At 63.7% G+C, this 19,632-nt stretch carries 20 protein-coding genes; all 20 read right to left on the reverse strand.

From position 1 onward, the window contains the following. Window positions 1–62: 62 nt before the first annotated feature. Entirely contained in the window at window positions 63–617 is a 555-nt protein-coding gene (locus HNS03_RS09885; protein WP_367195065.1) for a transglycosylase SLT domain-containing protein, read from the reverse strand. Beyond that, window positions 580–2,217: a flagellar hook-length control protein FliK gene (locus HNS03_RS09890; RefSeq protein ID WP_367194938.1), complete on the reverse strand. Its 1,638-nt coding sequence runs from the start codon at window positions 2,215–2,217 to the stop codon at window positions 580–582. The genes HNS03_RS09885 and HNS03_RS09890 overlap by 38 nt, the downstream gene beginning before the upstream one ends. After that, the gene (locus HNS03_RS09895) at window positions 2,217–4,868 is read right to left on the reverse strand and encodes a hypothetical protein (protein ID WP_367194939.1); all 2,652 of its coding nucleotides are present in this window, start codon (window positions 4,866–4,868) and stop codon (window positions 2,217–2,219) included. Before HNS03_RS09895 ends, HNS03_RS09890 begins: the two co-directional genes overlap by 1 nt. After that, entirely contained in the window at window positions 4,865–6,079 is a 1,215-nt protein-coding gene (locus HNS03_RS09900) for a MotB family protein (RefSeq protein ID WP_367194941.1), read from the reverse strand. The genes HNS03_RS09895 and HNS03_RS09900 overlap by 4 nt, the downstream gene beginning before the upstream one ends. A 10-nt stretch (window positions 6,080–6,089) precedes the next feature. Next, entirely contained in the window at window positions 6,090–6,713 is a 624-nt protein-coding gene (locus HNS03_RS09905) for a hypothetical protein (RefSeq protein WP_367194942.1), read from the reverse strand. After that, on the reverse strand, window positions 6,710–8,359 hold the full coding sequence (gene fliF, locus HNS03_RS09910; protein WP_367195067.1) for a flagellar basal-body MS-ring/collar protein FliF: 1,650 nt from the start codon (window positions 8,357–8,359) through the stop codon (window positions 6,710–6,712). The genes HNS03_RS09905 and fliF overlap by 4 nt, the downstream gene beginning before the upstream one ends. 271 nt (window positions 8,360–8,630) lie before the next feature. Beyond that, window positions 8,631–9,896, reverse strand: coding sequence for a flagellin (locus HNS03_RS09915; protein WP_367194944.1), 1,266 nt, complete (start codon window positions 9,894–9,896; stop codon window positions 8,631–8,633). 311 nt (window positions 9,897–10,207) lie between these two features. Next, on the reverse strand, window positions 10,208–11,473 hold the full coding sequence (locus HNS03_RS09920; protein WP_367194945.1) for a flagellin: 1,266 nt from the start codon (window positions 11,471–11,473) through the stop codon (window positions 10,208–10,210). Between the two features lie 288 nt (window positions 11,474–11,761). Continuing rightward, complete coding sequence (fliP, locus tag HNS03_RS09925; protein WP_367195069.1) at window positions 11,762–12,493, reverse strand: flagellar type III secretion system pore protein FliP; 732 nt, start codon at window positions 12,491–12,493, stop codon at window positions 11,762–11,764. Window positions 12,494–12,528: 35 nt separating this feature from the next. After that, window positions 12,529–13,020 (reverse strand): flagellar basal body-associated FliL family protein, encoded by a 492-nt coding sequence (locus tag HNS03_RS09930; RefSeq protein ID WP_367194947.1) that lies wholly within the window; start codon window positions 13,018–13,020, stop codon window positions 12,529–12,531. Window positions 13,021–13,032: 12 nt separating this feature from the next. Further along, a complete protein-coding gene (gene flgH / locus HNS03_RS09935) occupies window positions 13,033–13,752 on the reverse strand; it encodes a flagellar basal body L-ring protein FlgH (protein ID WP_367194949.1) in 720 nt (239 codons plus the stop codon). After that, window positions 13,749–14,327: a MotE family protein gene (locus tag HNS03_RS09940; protein WP_367194951.1), complete on the reverse strand. Its 579-nt coding sequence runs from the start codon at window positions 14,325–14,327 to the stop codon at window positions 13,749–13,751. The genes flgH and HNS03_RS09940 overlap by 4 nt, the downstream gene beginning before the upstream one ends. A gap of 52 nt (window positions 14,328–14,379) precedes the next feature. Continuing rightward, entirely contained in the window at window positions 14,380–15,480 is a 1,101-nt protein-coding gene (gene flgI / locus HNS03_RS09945; RefSeq protein ID WP_367194953.1) for a flagellar basal body P-ring protein FlgI, read from the reverse strand. Next, on the reverse strand, window positions 15,477–15,962 hold the full coding sequence (gene flgA / locus HNS03_RS09950) for a flagellar basal body P-ring formation chaperone FlgA (protein ID WP_367194955.1): 486 nt from the start codon (window positions 15,960–15,962) through the stop codon (window positions 15,477–15,479). The genes flgI and flgA overlap by 4 nt, the downstream gene beginning before the upstream one ends. 6 nt (window positions 15,963–15,968) lie before the next feature. Further along, window positions 15,969–16,757 carry a flagellar basal-body rod protein FlgG gene (gene flgG / locus HNS03_RS09955; protein ID WP_367194956.1) on the reverse strand — a complete coding sequence of 263 codons (789 nt, stop codon included), beginning with the start codon at window positions 16,755–16,757 and terminating at the stop codon, window positions 15,969–15,971. 74 nt (window positions 16,758–16,831) lie between these two features. Further along, complete coding sequence (locus tag HNS03_RS09960; protein ID WP_367194957.1) at window positions 16,832–17,134, reverse strand: flagellar hook-basal body complex protein FliE; 303 nt, start codon at window positions 17,132–17,134, stop codon at window positions 16,832–16,834. A gap of 2 nt (window positions 17,135–17,136) precedes the next feature. Beyond that, the gene (gene flgC / locus HNS03_RS09965) at window positions 17,137–17,556 is read right to left on the reverse strand and encodes a flagellar basal body rod protein FlgC (RefSeq protein WP_367194958.1); all 420 of its coding nucleotides are present in this window, start codon (window positions 17,554–17,556) and stop codon (window positions 17,137–17,139) included. After that, window positions 17,553–17,939, reverse strand: coding sequence for a flagellar basal body rod protein FlgB (flgB, locus tag HNS03_RS09970; RefSeq protein WP_367194959.1), 387 nt, complete (start codon window positions 17,937–17,939; stop codon window positions 17,553–17,555). The genes flgC and flgB overlap by 4 nt, the downstream gene beginning before the upstream one ends. Window positions 17,940–18,033: 94 nt before the next feature. Further along, window positions 18,034–18,561: a hypothetical protein gene (locus tag HNS03_RS09975; protein ID WP_367194960.1), complete on the reverse strand. Its 528-nt coding sequence runs from the start codon at window positions 18,559–18,561 to the stop codon at window positions 18,034–18,036. Continuing rightward, a complete protein-coding gene (flhB, locus tag HNS03_RS09980) occupies window positions 18,548–19,630 on the reverse strand; it encodes a flagellar biosynthesis protein FlhB (protein ID WP_367194962.1) in 1,083 nt (360 codons plus the stop codon). The genes HNS03_RS09975 and flhB overlap by 14 nt, the downstream gene beginning before the upstream one ends. Window positions 19,631–19,632: the final 2 nt, after the last annotated feature.

A 19,632-nucleotide genomic window follows, 5' to 3' on the forward strand; every position in this document is an offset into this window, starting at 1 on the left:
TCGGAACCGCGTTGAAACAACAACTGAGGCCCGCTTCGTGATTTCGAGAAAAGCGGAGCGGTCTAAGCGCAGAAGCGGCGCGCCTCGGGCGTCCAGGTTCCGAAATCGGTCGCGACCATGTTGCGGATCACCGCGCAGACATAACGCTTCTGGGCCGGATTGTTGTTGGGTCCGGCGTGATAGCGGGCGACCGCCATTGTCCAGCTTCCTTCCCGCCCCTTCAGCTCTTTCAAAAACCGCGCCGCATAATCGACGTTCGCCTTCGGCTCGAGCATCTCGGAGATCGAACGAAACTTGTCGGAATGGTAGTGGTGATTGATCTGCATGCAGCCCAGATCGATCAGCTTCTTGCCCTGGCTCTTGGCAAGCGCGAAGCGCTGCATGGCCTCGGCCTTGCTCTTTCCGAAATAGGGCTTGCCCTCGATATTCATGGCGTAGGGCTGTAACGAGCCCTTGCGACCCGTCTCCGTAAGGCCGACGGCATAAAGGATTCCCAGCGGCACGCCATAGGTGGCCGACGCTTGGGCCATTTCCTTTTCGCAGATATTGCCGGCGGCCGCCTGAGCGGCGGCGAAGAGGCTAAACGAACAGAGAGCCACGGCGAGCACGCTCGCCATCCGAAGCCGTTTGGGCATCGTCGTCCTTTCGATAAGTCGCGCCGGCGGCATTCTCGCCGCTGCGCCCCGAGCCCTCGCGGGCGTTGTGTCCGGCTCCGCCTTCGGATGAGCCCTGAGAACCTGCTCCCGCAAACGCGCTAGAGCCGGGATCGACGCGGGCGGCGGAGGAAATCTGCGGGCGGAAACCATCGCCCGACGTCTGGATCGACACGGTGTCGATGTCATAGCCAGCATCGCGGATCGTTTCGGCAAGCCGGCCGAGATCGGCCTTCAACAGCTCCGCCGTCTCCGCCTTGGCTGCGCTTACCTGCATCTCGATGCCGCTCGCGCCCATCCGCATGCGCACGCGCACCAGGCCGAGTTCGACCGGGGTGAGCTCCAGCTCCAGGATACGAACCGGCCCTTTGAGGGCGGCCGAAGAAGTCGGATCGGTCGGCGCAGCCGACTGAGCGGCAACCGCCGGCCCGCCGAGCTCGGCGGCCGCCGACAGCACGGTGCCGGCCAGGCGCTGCATCGTTACCGGCGGCAACGCTCCGGGCGCCGGCGCTGTTGTGTCCCGCGGCGCCGTGTTCGCCAGTCGGGCGGCGGTCGCGTCCTGCACCTTCTCCGGCTTCACGCTCGGCTCCGATAGGGCCGTTCGAGCCTTGCTTGGGGCGTCGGTGTCCGCGGGCGCGACATCGCGTTGGTCCACGGGAGGGCGGGCCACGCCCTCATCGGCCTGCGGTGTCACGATCGCGTCGCCGGATTGGGCGACACGGCGCGGAACAACGGGATCGACGGCCGCATCCGCCTCCGATCCCGGCATACCGGCGTCATCTATAGCGGCGGGGCCCGCGCCGGCCACGTGCAACGCCGGACGACCGTTGGCGGCCGGCCGCATCTGCGGTGCCACCGTCGCCGCCTCGGCAACGGAGGGTACGGCGGCGGCCGTTTCCATCGTTGGCGCTTTGGCCATCGACGCAGCGGACGGCTGGACCGGTGCAAAATGAGTTTGTCGGTCGACCACGCTCGCTGTCAGCGGTCGGGATTGCTCGACCGGGCCGGCATCCGGCTCCTGGGTCGGCGTAAACTTGTCCATCCCGATTGCGATCGGATCGTACGGCATGTCGATTGCGGGCACAGAGGCCGCCGCAGCGCCTCCGTCGCTTGCGTTGCGCAGTAAGAGTGCGTCGGGTGACGCAAGCTGCGCAGGGACTGCGCGCGCAACGGGGGTTTCCGTCGCGCTGATGACTGTGGTGTTCGAAGCCGGGAGCGGGCTCGCCGACATCAACAGAAGCTGCTGAAAGCCGTCCGCTTCCGCCGTCTCCGGCCCGGCGCCGGGTTGCCCGGCTCCCCGTTCCGGCGTCTCGCCGGGGGCGATCTCCCGCTCTCCCTCCACGGCACCGCGCTCGGAAGCGGCCTTGCGGTCGCGCGACGCACCGCCGAACGGGTCTTCGCGCAAGGCAGCGCCCGGCTCGCCGGCCGCGCGCTTCAAAAGATGCGCAAAGCTCGCCTCCTCGTCGCCGGAAAGCGCCTCCTTCGATCGGGTCGACGGACCGGCGACGCCTTTGGCCGTGGCTCCACGCGGGGAATCCTGCAGCGGGAATTCGATCGCGGGCATCACTCCACCTCGTTCAACAGAGCATCGACTTGGTCGACCATGCTGGTTGCCTTTGCGACCACCTCGGATTCGAAGACCGTTTCCAGCGTTTCCGTCGTCGTCGCTTCGACGACTTCGGTTCCGTCCGGGGCCGTCAGAATGAGGTCGGCCGTGGCGCTCGCGGCGTCGAACAACGCCGCATCAGACGGGGCGAGCAGAGTGCGATCGACCGCTCCGAGATCGTCGATCGCCGATTGCAGCCCTTCCGGCATCACCGCCAACGCCGCCCCGCGATATAGAAGCGCTCTGGCCTGGTCGCGAGATCCGGGCGCGGCATCGGAAAGCGCGCGCTCCGACGCCATGGCCGCAACCGCTGTCTTGCCATCGTTCACCGCCGCCCGGGCGACCAGCAAGTACAGCTCGCGCTGGGAGTCCGCATCAAGATCGGCAAGCAAGGCATGCAAGCGCTCGAACTGGATCGGATCGTCCACGAAGCTCATCCGGGTGAGCGCAGCGGCAAATCGCTGGCGAAAGTTGCCCGCATAGACGGAATGCTGAAAGCGACGCAGATATTGCCGCGACAGCGACTCGAACTTGTCGATGTCGTTGCGCTCGCTGACGACATAGATCTCGCGCCGCAGCGCGGCCTCTTCGATCAAGGTTCCCGGCGATAAAAGCCGCGCAAGGTCGAGCAGGCGAATCGCCTCTTCGGGATCGTTCGCGACCACCAGGGTCGACTTGGCGAGCGCAACCTGCCCGGCGAGGTTGACGGGAAGCGTGAGCGGATCGACATCACCCAGATACTTCCTTGCGTCGTCTTCCCGGCCCTGCACGTAGGCGAGCGCGCCACGCAGAAGCCGCTCGTCGACATTGGGAAGCGGATCGTGCTCCAGGAGCTGGCGGGTGACGGCCGGTCGGCCACCGCTTAAGGTATAGACGACCAGGGCTTCCGCATTGCGCTTTTCCTGCCAGACGGCGGGATCGGCGGCCAGGAGATCGCCATCCATGCGCGACAGCAGAACCTTCTGGGCCGTTAGCGCGCCGGTGGACCCGTGGGCGATGTCGTCCTGGAGCGCCTGCAATGTCCGCACGAGCTGGTAGGGCGGCGCGAGCGCGGAGCCGGCGTCCTCTGTCTGAGCCAGACGCGGGGCCTGCTCGATCGGTGCTGCCGGCGGGACGTCATCGCCGTGGCCGTCACCGCCGTGGTTTTCGCCCTTCGACGGCGTATCATGGCTCTCGGCCACAGCGCGCGAACCGTCGTCGGGTCCGGCGTCTTCCTTATGGCCCGTCTCAGTCGCGTGGGCGTCGTCGGTCGCAGCATGCGCCGTTTCGCCATGCGCGGCTTCGTCCGAAGCAGGCGCGCGGGACTCCGCCGTGGTCCCGTCCCCAGCCGCATGGTCGGTGGTCTGTGCAAGCTCTTCCGTCGCCGTTTCGGTAGCCGCATCCGCGTGCACGGAAACCGCCTCTGCCGCAGAAGGCATGTCCTTCTTGTCGGTCTCGACATCCGACACCGCGTGTTCGCTCGCATGCGCCACTTCGGCGGAGGAGGCCTCAGACACCTTCTCATCGGACGCAGCTTGCTCGTCCGGAACGCTATGGACGCCAGCACCGTCTACGACATGGGGATCGCCGATCGCCGACGGCGTATCCGATGCCGACGTCAGCTCCGCTGAATGATCCGGCTCAGCGTGATCGTCCACCGGCTTTTCGTCACCACGGTCCGCGTGATCGTCTCCTCCATCGGCATGGGCTTCGCTGGAGGCACCTGCCGGGACCGCTTGCGCCGCACCAGAGGGCTCGGCAGGGGCCTGAGGGCTGTCGCCAACGGGCTCATGCGTCGGACTGTGGTCGGCAGCCTCCACCATGGGGGCTGTTTCATTAAAAACTGCGATCGCCTCTTCACCGGAGACGCCGGGTTCGGCCATGACCGGGACCTCGGAAGCGGTTGTCGCTTCCGTGCCGTCCTTGTCGAGCTCAATGGTCTCTGGAACCGTCGGCTTCTCGCGCGGCAAAGGAACCTCCACCACGGCCCCGGATGCCGCCATCTGTGCGGATTGCGAGGGATCGGCAATCGCCGCCACAGGCTCGACGGCGGGATCTGCCGCAGGCTCGGACGCGTCGTCACGACTTCCATCAGAAGGTGTCGGTACCTTGCGGGCCGCTTCGGACGCGGCAGCCCTGACGGCCGCCTCATCAAGGGCGCGCTCGTTAGCGATCTCGACCGAAACGCCCGGTTGAGCCTCGACCTCCAACACAGAAGCTTCGGCAATCGGTGCAGCTTGGGGCGCAGCCCGCTGAACGGGCGCTGCCACACTCATCGGGCGCGTCGGCGGCAATGGCGCAATATCCGCCGTCGATGGAGGCGGCGCGACAGGCTCGCTTTCAGGGGCCGCCACCGACGGCGCGGTTTCACCACCGGGAAGCGGCGCGGTCGGAAGCGGAGCCGCCCGCCGCGCCTCGTTGCGGCGGAACGGAGCAAACAGGCCGAGCCCGCGCCGCTCCGGCTTCGCCGGTTCGGCTTCCGGCACGATCACCATTGGCTCTCCTGCCTGCGGCAGCGACACGGGCGTGACATCCGAAGACGACTGGGCGAACGCGACCGAACTCATGCTCGCCAGCACCACCAGCACAGAAGCCGCCCCACGGATCGGGAAAGCAAGCCGAGCGGTCACGGGCGCGTCCCCGTCGCCGGTTCGCGCAGCAGGATCTCGATGCGGCGATTTTCCGCCGCGTTCGGGTCAGCCGAATTCTTCGGGTCACGATCGGCGTGACCCTCGATGCTCTGGATTCGCTCCTCGTCGATGCCGCCGCGCACGAGCATGTACTGCGCCATGTGAGCGCGGGCACTGGACAATCGCCAGTTATCATAGGAATCGGATCGGAAAGGCCGGGCATCGGTGTAGCCGCGCACCACAATCTGGCCGGGTTGGCTCGTCAGCGCCTCCGCCACGCGTTCCATGACCTTAACGACCTTCGGATCCGGAATGGCGGAGCCGATGGGAAACATGGCGAAGTCGATGTCGTCGGTCAGGCTGACCAGAACGCCCTCGTCGGTGGCCATCACCTCCAGATGCGGACTTCCGGTTTCGTTGGTGGCGCCCGAAAGCGTGGCCTGCAGCTCTTCGGAAAGCGCAACGGCCGCTGCCGCATCCGCCGGCGAACCGCCGCTGTCCGGTCCCGTCTTGAGGATCGGCGCCGCCCCCGTAAGAGCCAGATCACGATCGGCGGCTGCCGACTTGGGTCCACCACTGCGCACGTCGGCCGACGCGCGCGCGATCGCCGCATTCGGGCGCTGCGTCTCGTCCGGTGCCTTCTCCATCGTGCCGGGCGTTCCGGGCGTCTCGGTGACGGCCGGCCGGGCGGCATCCGTCTGCCAGTAAACCGGATCGAACGGATCGCGAAGAATGTCGCCGCCGCTCTCGCCCGGATCACCTGCCTCGCCTTCCGGCGCATCCAAGGCGGTCGGCAGATCCGGATCGACCTGTGCCGCCAGCTTGGCCAGGATCGCATAGGGATCCTGGAATGCGGCTTTCTCGCGCGCGACGACTTCCGCCTCGGTCGGGACAGCGGCCTGCTCGCCGGCGCCATCTCCGGGCCCTTCGCCCTTATCCAGGTCCGCCGGCTCCAGCGGGGCATCCTCGGGATCTTCGACGCCCTTCTGCGGCGCCATGCTGGCGGCGAGATCGACGGGATTGAAATAGGCGGCAACCATTTTGCGCACCTCTTCATCCGTCACGTTGATCAGCCACATGATCAGAAAGAAGGCCATCATCGCCGTCATGAAGTCGGCGTGCGCGACCTTCCAGGCGCTCGAGTGATGCTCGTGCTCCTCGTCCTCGCCACGCTTGATGATGATCAGTTCGTGGTGCTCTTGGCCGGACATGTCTGGATCCTCAACTGAGGGCGGCGGCCAGGCGGTCAAGCCAGGCGCGCAATTGTGTCTCGATGACGGTGGCGTCCGCCGTCACGCGGACATCGGGAAGATTGGCCACCTCGAACTGCACCGCCGCGGCCCGCGACCCCAGCCGCGTGCCCAGCGCATCGAGAAGGTCCTGCGGCCCTTCAATCTTGAGAACGGAGGGGGCCTGCGCACCGAGGATCTGAGTCACGGTGTCGGCGAGGTCGCGCACGGCCTGCTCGCGAAGCGGCGCTTCCAGGAAAGGCAGAACCGAGCGCGCCGTCGTCTCGGATATCCGCGTCTCCAACGCCGACAGCCCCTCATCCAGTGCGGCCGCCAGACGGGCACCCTCACCTTCCACCCAGGCGGCGCGGGCAGCCTCCAACCCCTGTTCGTGCTGGCGCTGCATCGCGTCCGCCCGGTTCGACCACTCAGCGTCAGCCGCGGCGCGACCGGCACGGCGGCCACGTTCTTCGGCTTCCGCGAGAGCGGCTGCTTGATCCGGCACGGCTTCCGCGTTGGCGAACGGATTGCGGAGCGCATCCAGAGCTGCAGAGGCTGACTTAGACGTCCCACCGAAATGTGGAATGATCCGGCCAAGCGCGATCATGTCGGTCATGCGCGCGCCTCCTGGCTCAGCCACTGGCGCAGAACCGCGGCGGCGGTCTCTTCATCGAATTCGACGATCTGTTCCAGGCGCTTCTGCGGCGTACGGCTGCGCTTGGAGGTGAGGTCCTCGATCAGATTGACCTCACCATCGTGGATGATCGCTTCCGCCGTTTCTCCGAGCGCAAGGGCGGCGGGATCAGCAGCCTCGAGCAGCGTCGGTTCGGCAACGGCGTCCTCTTCGGTCTCCTCTTCCGAGCGGGCAAGGATCGCCCGCATCGCCGGCCGGAGACCGAACCAGATGAGGAGAACGGCAACGACCAGCATGGTGGCGGCGTTGATGAGGTTGCCCATCTGGCGCATCAAGAGGTCGACGATCGACAGCGGCGGCACCGGCTCCAACTCGCCCGCCCCAGCCGCAAACGATACGGCAGACACCTTCAACTGATCGCCGCGGTCCACGACGACACCCGCCGCCGAGGCGACCAGCGCCTCGATATCGGCGATCTGGGCATCGACCGGCACCGAGCCACCATTGGTTCCGGCATTTTCCAACAGGCGCGCCTGGTTCACGAGCACGGCGATCGACAGCCGATCCACGCGGAAGCCATCGCGCACGGTCTCCACGACCTTGGAGGAGATTTCGAAATTGGTGAGTTCTTCTCGGCGCTCGTTCTGCTCGTTGGACGAACCACCGGAGTCAGCCGGTAGCTGCTCCTGGGGAATGTTCTGCTGAACGGTGGTCGGCGTATCGCTGCCCGCGTTGCGCGATTGCTCGTTTTCCTTGACCACGCGCACGGACCGCTCGACGCGCGAATCCGGATCGTAGATCGTCTCGCTCACTCGCGTCTGGTCGGTGTCGAGCGTGGAGGCAACGCTGACCTCGAAATTGTTGAGGCCGAGATAGGGCGTCAGCGTTCGGCGGATCTTTTCCTCGATCTCGCTATTCACCTGCGCCTGCAGGCGCGCGAGTTTGCCGGCAGCGGCGTTGTCCCCGTCCTCACCAGAGGCGAGCACCGCTCCTTCGGTATTGAGAACCGTGACGCCATCGACCTTCATGCCGGGAATTGCCGAAGCAACGAGGTGGCGGATCGCCTGGGCGGCGGAGATATCGTCGGCACGCTCGGTCCGGATCACGACGGACGCCGACGCGACTTGCTGGTCGCGCCGGAACGATCCACGCTCAGGCAGCACGATGTGGACGCGCGCGGCCTTGATGCCCTTCATGCCCTGAATGGTGCGGGCAAGCTCGCCCTCCAAGGCACGAATGCGGGTAATCTCCTGCATGAAGGAGGTCAGGCCGAACGAGCCGAGCTCATTGAAGAGCTCGTAGCCTGAGTTCATGTCCTGGGGCAGGCCTTTTTCGGCCAGGAGCATTCGGGCGTTGGCGGTGTCGGCATGAGCGACCAGCACCGAGGTGCCATCCGCGGAGACATCGAAATCGATGCCGGCGTCCTTCAATGCGCCGCCGATGCGCGCAACATCCTCGCGCGACAAGTCGACATAAAGCGGCTCACGTTCGGGCTGGCTCAGATAATAGGCGCCAATGCCCACCACGAGCAGGACGGTGAGCCCGACAAGGCCCAGAGCAACGAGCCGGCGGGTGCCGAGCTCGCGAATGTTGGTCCACAGACGTTCTGCCTGTTCGCGGCCGCTCATCGACTGCTTCCATTCCTCGAAGGCCGCGCGAAGCGCGAAAGCCGGTGTTGCACGAAAGGCCGGCGGCTTGGCGGGAAACACATCTTCGGGTTTTTCCAGGCGTCCGCGGAAAATCGGCGCCATTCACGGCGCTCGTCTTCGCCGATCAAGCTTGCGCGGACGTTGCCCGTCCCGAAGCAGCACTCCGGCGCGCAAGAAGAAGGCCGCGCCTCGGAGAGGACACGGCCCAGAGAAGAAGAGCGACAGGTGATGCAGCTACTTGCCGGAGGCTCTATCCGCGAAACAGCGACAGCACATTCTGGCCGGAGGCATTTGCGACCGACAGCGACTGAACAGCCAGATCGCGCTGGACCTGCAAGGCCTTCAGCCGCGCCGACTCTTCTTCCATGTCGGCATCGACCAGCGTGCCAACCGTGCGGTCGTTGGCATCCATCAGTGCCGAGACGAAGGAATCTTGCGATTCGATCCTGTTTGCCAACGCACCCGCCTTTGCGTGGGCAGCGGTTAGGTCCTCCAGGGCTTGGTCGACGAAACCAATATAAACGATTATTTCCTCCCGTGAGGCTACCGACACGTCAATATCATTGACTGCGCAAAGATCTCTTTCAGATACGGTAGAAACAATGCCGCTTGCCAAGCCAAAATCCCTTGGCAATATATCTTTTTTTAAATTGTCAACAATAACTCTTAGTCTACTTATATTGAAATTATTTTCGCTAGAAATATAAGCTGTACTAAATCCAGTCCTTACAAAACTTAATTCATTTATGCCATTCCTCCTGAATGCCTCCTCAAGCAACGGCACCATTCGACTCGAGTGCCCTATCGCAACGCTTCCATTTCCATGGACGTCCCGAATTATATTCTGATCTATCAATATCGTTGACGTCACCCCACCCACGGTGACATCAAATTCCACCCGATCCTCAGGAGCGTCAAAGCTGACACCGCTAAATTTAAGATTTGCGTAATAAAATGGAACTGTCCTCTTCCGATCTATGATTCCCGTATTCATGCCCGCCTCATAAAGCGCGAAGTCGTCCATATTGACCGACATAGTGTCGAGCGACACCGAAGAATCGGAGCGGGAAAATGACGAGACGATGTCTTTCGTTTCACCCGCCTTGTCGACGGAAAGCCAGTTGTTGCCAGACGACACGGAGGAATCCGCAATCGTCTTGATGCCGTCCAGCAGGCTACGGATTTCGGTTTGGAGTTTGGCCCGGTCGGCTTCCGGTGCCACTGCGGTGATCAGCTTCTCCTTCACCTTCTGAAGCGACTCACGCGCCTTCTCGAGCCCGTTCATGGCCGTCTCGACCGACGCCGCGCCGAGCCCCAACGCATCACGCACGGCGCCAAGGGCGCCGGTGTCCGACTTGGTCGTCATGGCGATCGACCAATAGGCGACATTGTCCGCGGCAGAAGACACCCGCAGTCCGGTCGACACACGATTGTTGGTCGTGTCGAGCGCATTCGAGATCGAGCGCAGCGTTTGCAGCGCGACCATCGAAGAGGTGTTGGTGAGAATGCTAGACACTGGAATGTCCCGCAGCTTTCGGTGCGTTGATGGGGGACATACCGGATTGGTACCGATATGGCAGGACGGCGTCATGCCTTTGGATCAAGCCCCGACGTCCGCGTCGGAGCGGCTCTGCCTGCGTCGTCTGCAGACAGCCAACCTGTCATTAGCTTCAAGTCATCGCAGATCAAACTTGCGCGTGACTATCTTAAGCTCGATAAATACTACAAAATTTGATATTTTCCGCCCAAGAATCCACCTTTAAAAGAAAAAGCCACGCCCGTTGCGGGGCGTGGCGAGGTGCACCTTGAGAGGAAGGTGGAGAGATATTAGCCGCGGAACAGCGACAGGATGTTCTGGCTGGAGGAGTTCGCGATCGACAGCGACTGAACGGCGAGCTGCTGCTGGGTCTGCAGCGCCTTCAGACGGGTCGACTCCTCTTCCATATTGGCATCCACCAGCGTGCCGATGGCGCGATCGTTGGCATCCATCAGAGCCGACACGAAGTCTTCCTGCGAACCGATACGCGCGGTCAGCGCGCCGGCCTTGGTGGAAGCATCGGTCAGGTCCAGCAGGGCCGCGTCGACGACCTTCAGGTAGTTTTTGACGTCGGCAGTGGTCGCGCTGGAGATGTCGATGTCCTTCACCGCGACCTGGGCCGTGCCGGTGGTCACGGTCGCCGCAGCGGCGAGACCGAAGTCGGCAGCGCCGAGATCGGCGGTCGAGGCGTCGGTCACGACCGTGAGCGCGCTCACTTCGAAGCTCTCTGAGCTGTCGAGCGAGATGGTGCCGGCCGTGTTGTCCGCCGTCACTTCCAGGTCGATGATCCCGGCGTCCTTGAACGCCTGGTCCATAACGGCCTTGAAGTCACCCGCGTTGGTCAGAGCGGTGGTGCCGGTGCCGAGAGCGGCTTCGACAGTCGCCTGCGTGATGGAGACGGTGGTGGTATTGCCACCGACCTTCACGTTGAACTCGACCTCGTCCGTGGCATCGTCAAACGCGGTGGCCACGACCGAAAGGCTGGTCGAGTAGTTCGTCGCGGAGCGAGACTTGTCCATGATGCCGGTGTTGGTGCCGGCCTCGTAGAGGGCGTAGTTGTCGATGTCCACCGAGATGGTGTCCAACGAGATCGACGAACCCGAGCGCGAGAACGACACGACGACGTCCTTGGTCTCTCCGGCGGTCGCAACCGAAAGCCAGTTGTTGCCGGAGATGACGGAGGAGTCGGCGGTGTTCTTGATGCCGTCGAGCAGGCTCTTGATTTCGGTCTGGAGCTTCGACTTGTCGGCTTCGGGAGCAGCGGCCGTAACCAACTTCTCCTTCACCTTCTGAAGCGACTCGCGAACGGTGTCGAGACCGGTGTTGGCGGTGTCGACGGACGCGGCACCCAGGCCGAGGGCGTCCTTGACGGCCCCGAGGGCACCGTTGTCGGACTTCGTGGTCGTCGCGATCGACCAGTAGGCGGCGTTGTCGGCGGCGGAGGAAACCTTCAGGCCCGTCGACACGCGGTTGTTGGTCTCGTCAAGCGAGTTGTTGATGGAGCGCAGGGTCTGCAGCGCGACCATCGAAGAGGTGTTGGTGATAATGCTAGACATTGGGATGTCCCTCTACTTTTAGAAAGTGTTGCTCGGGGGACATACCGGGCTCGGTACCGGTATAGCAGGACGGCGTCATGCCTTTGGTTGCGCCTCCTGTGTTCCGTTTGGAGGAGCGTTTACTGCTTGCTTCGTTCGCGAGCAGCCAACCTGCCATGCAATAACCTTCGCTGATCAAGCTTGCCTGTAGCTTGCTGGCTGCGAAGTACGGTCGTCTCCGGTTTATTGCGGAGCCGACTATTCGAAGAGGCCCGGTCGGCCGGCCTCTGCAAATTTAAAATCCTCTCTTCAGAAGAAAGACTTGACGAGACTGCCGACCAGCAGATTCCAGCCGTCGATCAGCACGAAGAACAGGATTTTGAACGGCAGCGCGATCACCGTCGGCGGCATCATCATCATGCCCATGGACATGACGAGCGTCGCGACGATCATGTCGATCACCAGGAACGGCAGTGCGATCAAAAATCCGATTTCGAATCCGCGCCGAAGTTCGGAGATCATGTAGGCGGGCACCAGAATGCGCAGCTCGACCGTCTCGCCAGCCTCAACCGGCGGAACGCCGGCAAGATCGGCGAACAGCTTCAGGTCCTTCTCGCGCACTTGACTCAGCATGAACTCCCGAAACGGATCGGTGATCTTCGCATAAGCCTCCTGCTCGGTGATCCGGTTTTCCGTCAGCGGCTGGATCCCCTCCTGCCATGCGCGATCGAAGGTCGGCTGCATAACGAAGAAGGTCATGAACAAAGCGAGGCTGATCAGCACCAGGTTTGCCGGCGTAGTCTGCAGACCAAGACCGGAGCGCAGGAACGACAGGGCGACAACGAACCGGGTAAAGCTGGTCACCATGATCAACAGGCCGGGCGCAATCGACAACACGGTGATCAGCGCGATGAACTGGATCATGCGCGCGCTGGCCGATCCGGCCCCCTCCGGCAGCAGCGAACCGAGCGACGGGATCTCCTGGGCGACCGCCATCGACGGTACCAAGAGAAACGCCAGCGCCGGCAACGCCGCGACCATCATGGTCGGGCAGCCGACAGTAGAAAGGACGATCTTCATTGAACGACCATGGTCTCGATGATGAGCTCGCGGACCTGTCCGTCGGTGCGCAACACCGCGCGTTCGTTCAGGTCGTCGCGAAGATATTGCAGTGCCGTCGGGCCCTGGAGCTGGCTTAAGGACAACGTGCGTAGGTAAGCGATCATGTCCTGAGAGATCTGGGCCGCCGTTGCTTCCGGATTGGCCAGTGCTCCGTTTTCGAACACGATCGAACTCTCGATCCGCACCCAGGTGTTGGAGGGCGCGGCGAGATTGGCGATCACCGGCTCCAGCCGGACGAGCACCATGTCGCCGGAATATTTCAGCTCCGGCATCGTCTTTTCCGGCAGATCGGCTTCCCGCGCCGTCACGGCTTGTTCCACCGTCGAGGCAAGGTGCAGCCCGAGCCCGCCACCGGTGCCGAGCGCGATCAGCGTCAAAATCAGGAGTGCAATGAGCCCGCCGGCCTTTTTCTTGGGCGGAGCGTCCTGAGAGGCTTGGTCAGCCATGGTGGCGGGCCCTTAGAACGGGGCAACGGCGTCATAGACGCGCTGACCCCAGGCCGGTTGCTGAACGTCTGTCAGACGCCCGCGACCACCATAGGAAATTCGGGCTTCCGCGATCTTGTCGTAGGGCACGGTGTTTTTCTCGGAGATGTCGAGCGGCCGCACCACACCTGCGATATTCAACACCCGGACCTCATAGTTGACCCGGATCTCCTGAGAGCCGCTGATCAGGAGATTGCCGTTGGGCAGAACGTCGGTCACGACGGCGGCCACCGACAACCGCAGCTTTTCGGAGCGATCGATCGATCCCTTGCCGTTGCTCTGGGTTCCCGACTTGATGTCGAGATCGGCCGACAGATCGGCGGCGCTGGCGCCGAGCCCGAACCCTGCCGCCGCCAATGCGGCCGAAAGACCCATCTTGGCCTTTCCGTCACGCGAGCGATCGGTTTCATTGTCGAACTGCGCCTTGTCGTTGATCTGGATGGTGACGGTCAGAAGATCGCCGATCCGGCTTGCGCGAATGTCGCGGAAGAGATCGTAGCCCTGCCCACCCCATGTGGAGCCGAACGACTTCGGCTGCGCCGGAGCGTAGCTCGTTGGCAGCGGGGCGACCGCGACGGGTACGCCGGACCCGACCGGCGTCAACTCAGGTCCGGAGAACAGATTGTCGTTGGGCGTCTGGCAACCGGCGACGAGGAGCGCGCCGGCCATACCGAAGAAGGCTGCGCGGTTCATCCCGGCTTCCTCTGGTTGGTCGCGGGATTGGCAAGCCCCGCCATGATGTTGGTAAGTTGGGCGGCGCGCGAGGGATCCATCTCGTTCAAGATGGCGCTCGCCGTGCGGGGCGGCAGCTTGGCGAGGATCGCCGCGGCCGTGAAATCGTTCATAATCGCAAGCTGCTGCGACGCAGAGTCCGGGCGCATCTGGGTATAGATCGCGACCAGATTGTCTTCGGCATTTTTCAGGAAAGCTTCCCGGCGCTCCAACCAGTCCTGATATTCCGCACGCTTGGCCTCGAGCTGAGCGACCCGATCCTCGACCTTCTTCTCCAATGCACGCAGCGCTTCCACCTGGCGCTGAAACCGGGCATCGGCGGCCGCGTCGGCGATATTGGAGCAATATTCGGCTGCGTTCTGTTCGCTCGGCGTGCGGGCGGTTACGGCCGGCTGGGCCGAAGCCTCGGCGGTCGCCGCCTCGCTGGCGGAGGGTTCGGGCGCCGGCGCCTGTTCGTTGGACAACGCCGGATCGGCGAGGAACGCAGCCCCGGCAACGAGGCCGAGACGAGACAATCGCGTTAAATTTCGAAGCATCATGCTTCTCCTCCCGAGGGTCGGGGTCGGCCGAACCGGCCGGCAGTTGAAGTTATTGGACGATGAGTTCGGCCTGCAGCGCGCCGGCGGTCTTGATCGCCTGCAGGATCGAGATGATGTCGGACGGCTTCAGACCCATCCGGTTGAGACCATGAACCAGGGTCTGCAGATCGGTTCCGCCGACGATGGCCAAGTGAGCCGGCTGCTCCTGGGCATCGACCGTGGTGCGCGGCACGATGGCTGTCGCCCCATCGGAGAACGGGTTCGGCTGGGACACTACGGGCATTTCCGTCACCCGTACCGTCATGTTGCCGTGGGCCATTGCGACGGTGGAGATCTCCACATTCTGGCCGATCACCACCGTTCCGGTGCGCTGGTCGATCACCACCCGCGCCGGCGCATCGGTCTGGATCTGCAGTTCCCCGATCTCCGCCAAAAAGCGCGCGGTGGAGACATTGGCCGGCTTCGAAAGCACCACGGCGCGGAGATCGCGCTCGCTGGCCGCCTTCTTGCCGTAGCGGAGCCCCGTGTAGGCGTTGATCGCATCGGCTATCGACGCGGCCGTCTTGAAGTCCGGATTTTCCAGCTCCAGGACGAGCCGCGGCAGGGTGCGCAGCGTGCCCGGAACCTGTTTTTCGACAATTGCGCCGTTCGGAATGCGCCCGGCGGTGGGCACGCCTTGCGTATAGGTTTCCGCCGCCCCGCCGACGGCGAAGCCGGAGACGGCGATCGGCCCTTGGGCCACCGCATAAGTCTCGCCGTCGCCACCCATCAAAGGCGTCAGAACCAGCGTACCACCCTTTAAGGACGTGGAATCGCCGATCGAGGCGATGTTGACGTCGATGCGCGAGCCGACACCGGCAAAAGGCGGCAGATCGGCGATCACCGTGACGGCGGCCACGTTGCGGGCACGAAGCGAGGCGCCCTGAACGTTGACCCCCATCCGGTCGAGCATCGATTGCAACGCCTGCTCGGTATAGGGCGCATTGCGCAGCGTATCGCCGGTGCCCTGCAAGCCCATCACCAGGCCGTAGCCGATGAGCTGGTTGTCGCGCACGCCTTGAACGGTGGTGACGTCCTTGATGCGGGTTGCCGCCGCGGGGGCGGCACCCAGCAGGGCGAGGCCCGCGATCAAAAGCAAAAGCCGTTTCATAGCGTGCCCCCAACAAGCAGGCTGCCATCGGCCTGGACGATGCCGGTGATGACTTGCCCGGAATCGATGTTGCGGGCCTGGACCAGCGCGCCGAGCGCACCCGACTGCAACGGTAGGACCGTTGTCGAGATCGAGAGATTGCCGGCTTCGAACCGGGCTTCGACCGGCTTTCCACGAGTAATCAACGTCGGCTCGCCGACCGAGTTGTTCGGAATTGGCTTGCCCGCCACGAGCGTGCGTCGGGCCACCTTGCCGATCAGCGGTGCACCGTCCTCAACCACCGCCAACGGCCGATCCGGATCGTAGTAGAAGGCTTTCTCCGTCAGCATCTCCGGACCGATATGGTCGCCCGGATAGATCGTGACGGCAGGCACCGGCAGCAGGCCCTGAACCTGACCGGCACGCACGGCGACGACCGAGGCGGCGAGTGCGAGCGCAAGGAGCGCGCCCCGCAGACAAGTACGGACGAGTGCGGTGGCCATGACGATCTAGCGGATGCCCTTGGAGACGGTGCCGGCCATTTCGTCGGCCGCCTGGATCACCTTGGAGTTCATCTCATAGGCGCGCTGCGCGGAGATCAGTTCGGTGATTTCCTTGACCGGATCGACGTTGGAGCCTTCCAGATAGCCCTGATGGATCTTGCCGAGACCGTCTTCCGAGGCGATCCCTTCCAGCGGCTGCCCGGAAGCGGCGGTCTCGCGATAGAGGTTGTCGCCGAGCGGTTCCAGACCGGCCTCGTTCGCGAACGAGACCAGCGAGAGCTGACCGAGCAGCAGCGGGTCCTGCTGGGACGCGACCTGGGCGTACACTTCGCCGGATTCGTTGACGGTGATCCCGGTGGTGTCGGCCGGGAACACAATCGCCGGCTCCACGCCATATCCGTCAATGGTGACGAGCTCGCCGTTCGGCCCCTTGTTGAAGGCGCCGGCGCGGGTATAGAGCGCTTCGCCGTTGGGGCCGGTGATCTGGAACCAGCCACGGCCGTTGATGGCGAGGTCGAGCGGGTTGGACGTCTGCGCGAGCGCGCCCTGGATGTGCAGGTTGCGCACGCCGACGGTGCGCACACCAAGGCCGATGCGCGCGCCTTCCGGGACCGGGTTTTCGCCGCCCTGGTTCGGAACGCCCTGAACCCGCTCGAACTGGTAGAGCAGGTCTGAAAACTCCGCCCGGGCCCTCTTGAAGCCGGTGGTGTTGATGTTCGCGACGTTGTTCGCGATCACTTCGACGTTGGTCTGCTGCGCAGCCATGCCGGTTGCGGCGATCGATAGCGCTTTCATGCCATTGGCCTCTAGTGCGTTTCCAGGCGATGCGGAAACCGGGTCGCCGTTCGGAAATGCGTTAAATCAATGAGTTAGATCTGCATCCGGCTGATTTCTTGATAGGCTGAGACCACCTTGTCGCGGATTGCGACGGCGGCGTGCAGCGTCTGCTCGGCCGACATGATGGCCATGACCACCTCTTGGACCGACGACTTGCCCTCGACGCCGCTGATCGCGGCGGCCTCGCCGGTGCGCAGCGTTTCCACGGCTTCGCTCGACACTTTGGCAAGCACTTCGCCAAACTCCGCCGGCGGCGTACCGGCAGCGGAAGCGGGAGCGGCCGACCGGCCAACGGTGGACGTGGAGCCGATCGCTCCAAGCGAATTCACGATCATCGTCACGAGCTCCGCAACAGATCGATGGTCATGGAGATCATCGATCGGGCCTGCTTGATCATCTGGAGGTTGGCTTCGTAGGAACGGCTCGCCTCGCGAAGGTCGGCCATTTCAACGAGCATGTTCACGTTCGGAAGCTTGACGTTTCCGTCCTGGTCGGCCGCCGGGTGACCAGGATCGTGCTCGACCAGGAACGGGCTGTCGTCGGTGACGATGCCCTTCACCTTCACGCTTTCCGCACCGAGCGCGTCGTCGAAGCGGGCGTCGAACAGGATCGTCTTGCGCTGATACGGGTCGGCGCCTTCGACCGACCCGGTGGAGCGCGCGTTCGCGATATTTTCAGCCACGATGCGCAGACGGGCCGACTGGGCTTCCATGCCCGCGCCCGCAAGACGGCTCACGGCTGCCAAGGCATCGATCATCCGGAGGTCCTCACGCTGGTCAGGAACATGCGGTGAAAGGAGCGGGCGATCGAGGTGTCGAGCGAGTAGACCCGCTGGACCTCGGCCGCTTTGGCGAGCTCCTGGTCCATGCTCACGCTGTTGCCCGAATGGGTGATGTCCCAGCTTTCCGCCTTACCGGCCTCGCTGGTTCCGAGCGCGGTCGCTTCCACGCCGATATGGCCCGGCCGCGTCGCGGCCATGGTCAGGCGCGTCTTGTCGAGCGCCGCGGCAAACGGCTCGATATCCTTAGCCTTGAAGCCAGGGGTGTCGGCGTTCGCGATATTCGCACTGATCGTGGCCTGCCGCACCGAAGCCCATTCTGCATGGCTACGGACGAGGCCGAATAGATGAACAGGTTCCACGGGGAGCCTCCACAGCTTCATCGCCATGGAACCTAGGCCGGCAAACTTGCCCGAAGCTGGCGCAGGTGACTGCGGCGCCTATTTTACCGAACCGCTACTGTAGGTTCGCCGAACCGTAGAAAAGCGCGAACGCGTCGGCGTTCTTAATACTCTCCTCAGAGCCATCTTCGCCGTCGCACAGGATCCCGTCACCGAGTGCGGTGGAGAACCGGGTCCAGGTCTCCTCCTCCTCATCGCTAAGCTCGCGGGAGAACAGGATGCCGTGCAGATTCACGCCAACGAAATCGGACGCGAACACGAGACTGAAATAGGCGGTCAGTTCGGGATGGCAGATTTCCAACTCGATCGACGCGGTCGGGTTGCGGCCCCAGTCGCACACGGCGCTGGCGCTGCGGCCGTACCTGAGGAAGCCGGGCTTGAGCCAGACTTCGCTGGAGCTCTCGATCAGATGCTCCAGGTGGCGGTCTTTCTCACAGAGAATGTAACCGATCAGCACACCGGCATCGACGAGCTGCATTTCCACGATGAACGCCCGGATCGTCTTCGCCAGAAGCTTCTCGTAGCGAACATACTCGTAAGCGTCGGCGGCATCCGTCCTGAGATAATAGTTACCGGCTCGCATTTTTACCGCCCTCTTGCGTGTAGACATAGTAGATCACACGGGCCACCGCGCGATAGAATTCCGATGGAATCCACTGATCGACCTCGACCGCGCCGTAGAGGGAGCGGGCAAGGGGTTTATCCTCGACAATCGGAATGCCGTGCTTCGTCGCAATTTCTCTGATCTTGAGCGCGACGAGATCCGCTCCCTTGGCGACCACGAGCGGCGCGCCGCCGTCCTCCTGCCGATAGCGCAGGGCGATCGCATAATGGGTCGGATTGGTGATGATGACGGTTGCCGTCGGCACGGCCGTCAGCATGCGCCGACGCGCCCGGTCCTTGGCGAGCGAACGCAGACGGGCTTTGACGAACGGGTCGCCCTCCATCTGCTTCATCTCTTCCTTGACCTCCTGGCGGGTCATGCGCAGGTCCGCCCGCCACTTGAACCGGGACCACACAAGGTCCGCCGCGACCAGCACGATGGTCGCCACGCAGACGGCGGCCAGCAGCCGCGTCGCCATGGAGAGAAGTTGAGCGGGCAGCAGCGTCGGATCGGTGATGGCAGCGTTGATGACGCCGCTGATCTCGCTGCGTAAAAACAGGGCCGCAACGGCGCCCACCGCGGCAAACTTGAAGAGGGAGCGGCCGAACTCCACCAGGCCCTGAGAGCCGAAAATGCGCTTCCACCCGGCCTTGGGGGAAATCCGGTTCCACTGCGGCCGAATGCGCTCCGGCACCAGCCGGGGCGCGTTCTGGGCCAGCGAGGCAACCACGCCGAAGGCAGCAAGCAGCAGCACGATGGGCAGGATGAACAGGGCGATCGCCCGCCCGACATCGGAGAACAGCACGAGCGCGTCGCCACCGTCCTCCAGCGCGTAGCCGCCGGCATTGTCGATCAGGCGGGACAGGTCCGCCACCAGCGCCGGCACCTTTTCAGCGACAAGAAAGGTCAACGCCAGCAAAATCCCGAGCAAAGAGGCAAACACTGAGGCCTCCTTGGAAAAGGGGACATTGCCCTTCTCCAAAGCGTCGGAGATCTTTTTCTCCGAGGCGTCTTCGGTTTTGCTGTCCTTGTCCTGGTCTTCGGCCACGT

This window comes from Amorphus sp. 3PC139-8, from assembly GCF_040750475.1.
GTDB lineage: Bacteria > Pseudomonadota > Alphaproteobacteria > Rhizobiales > Amorphaceae > Amorphus.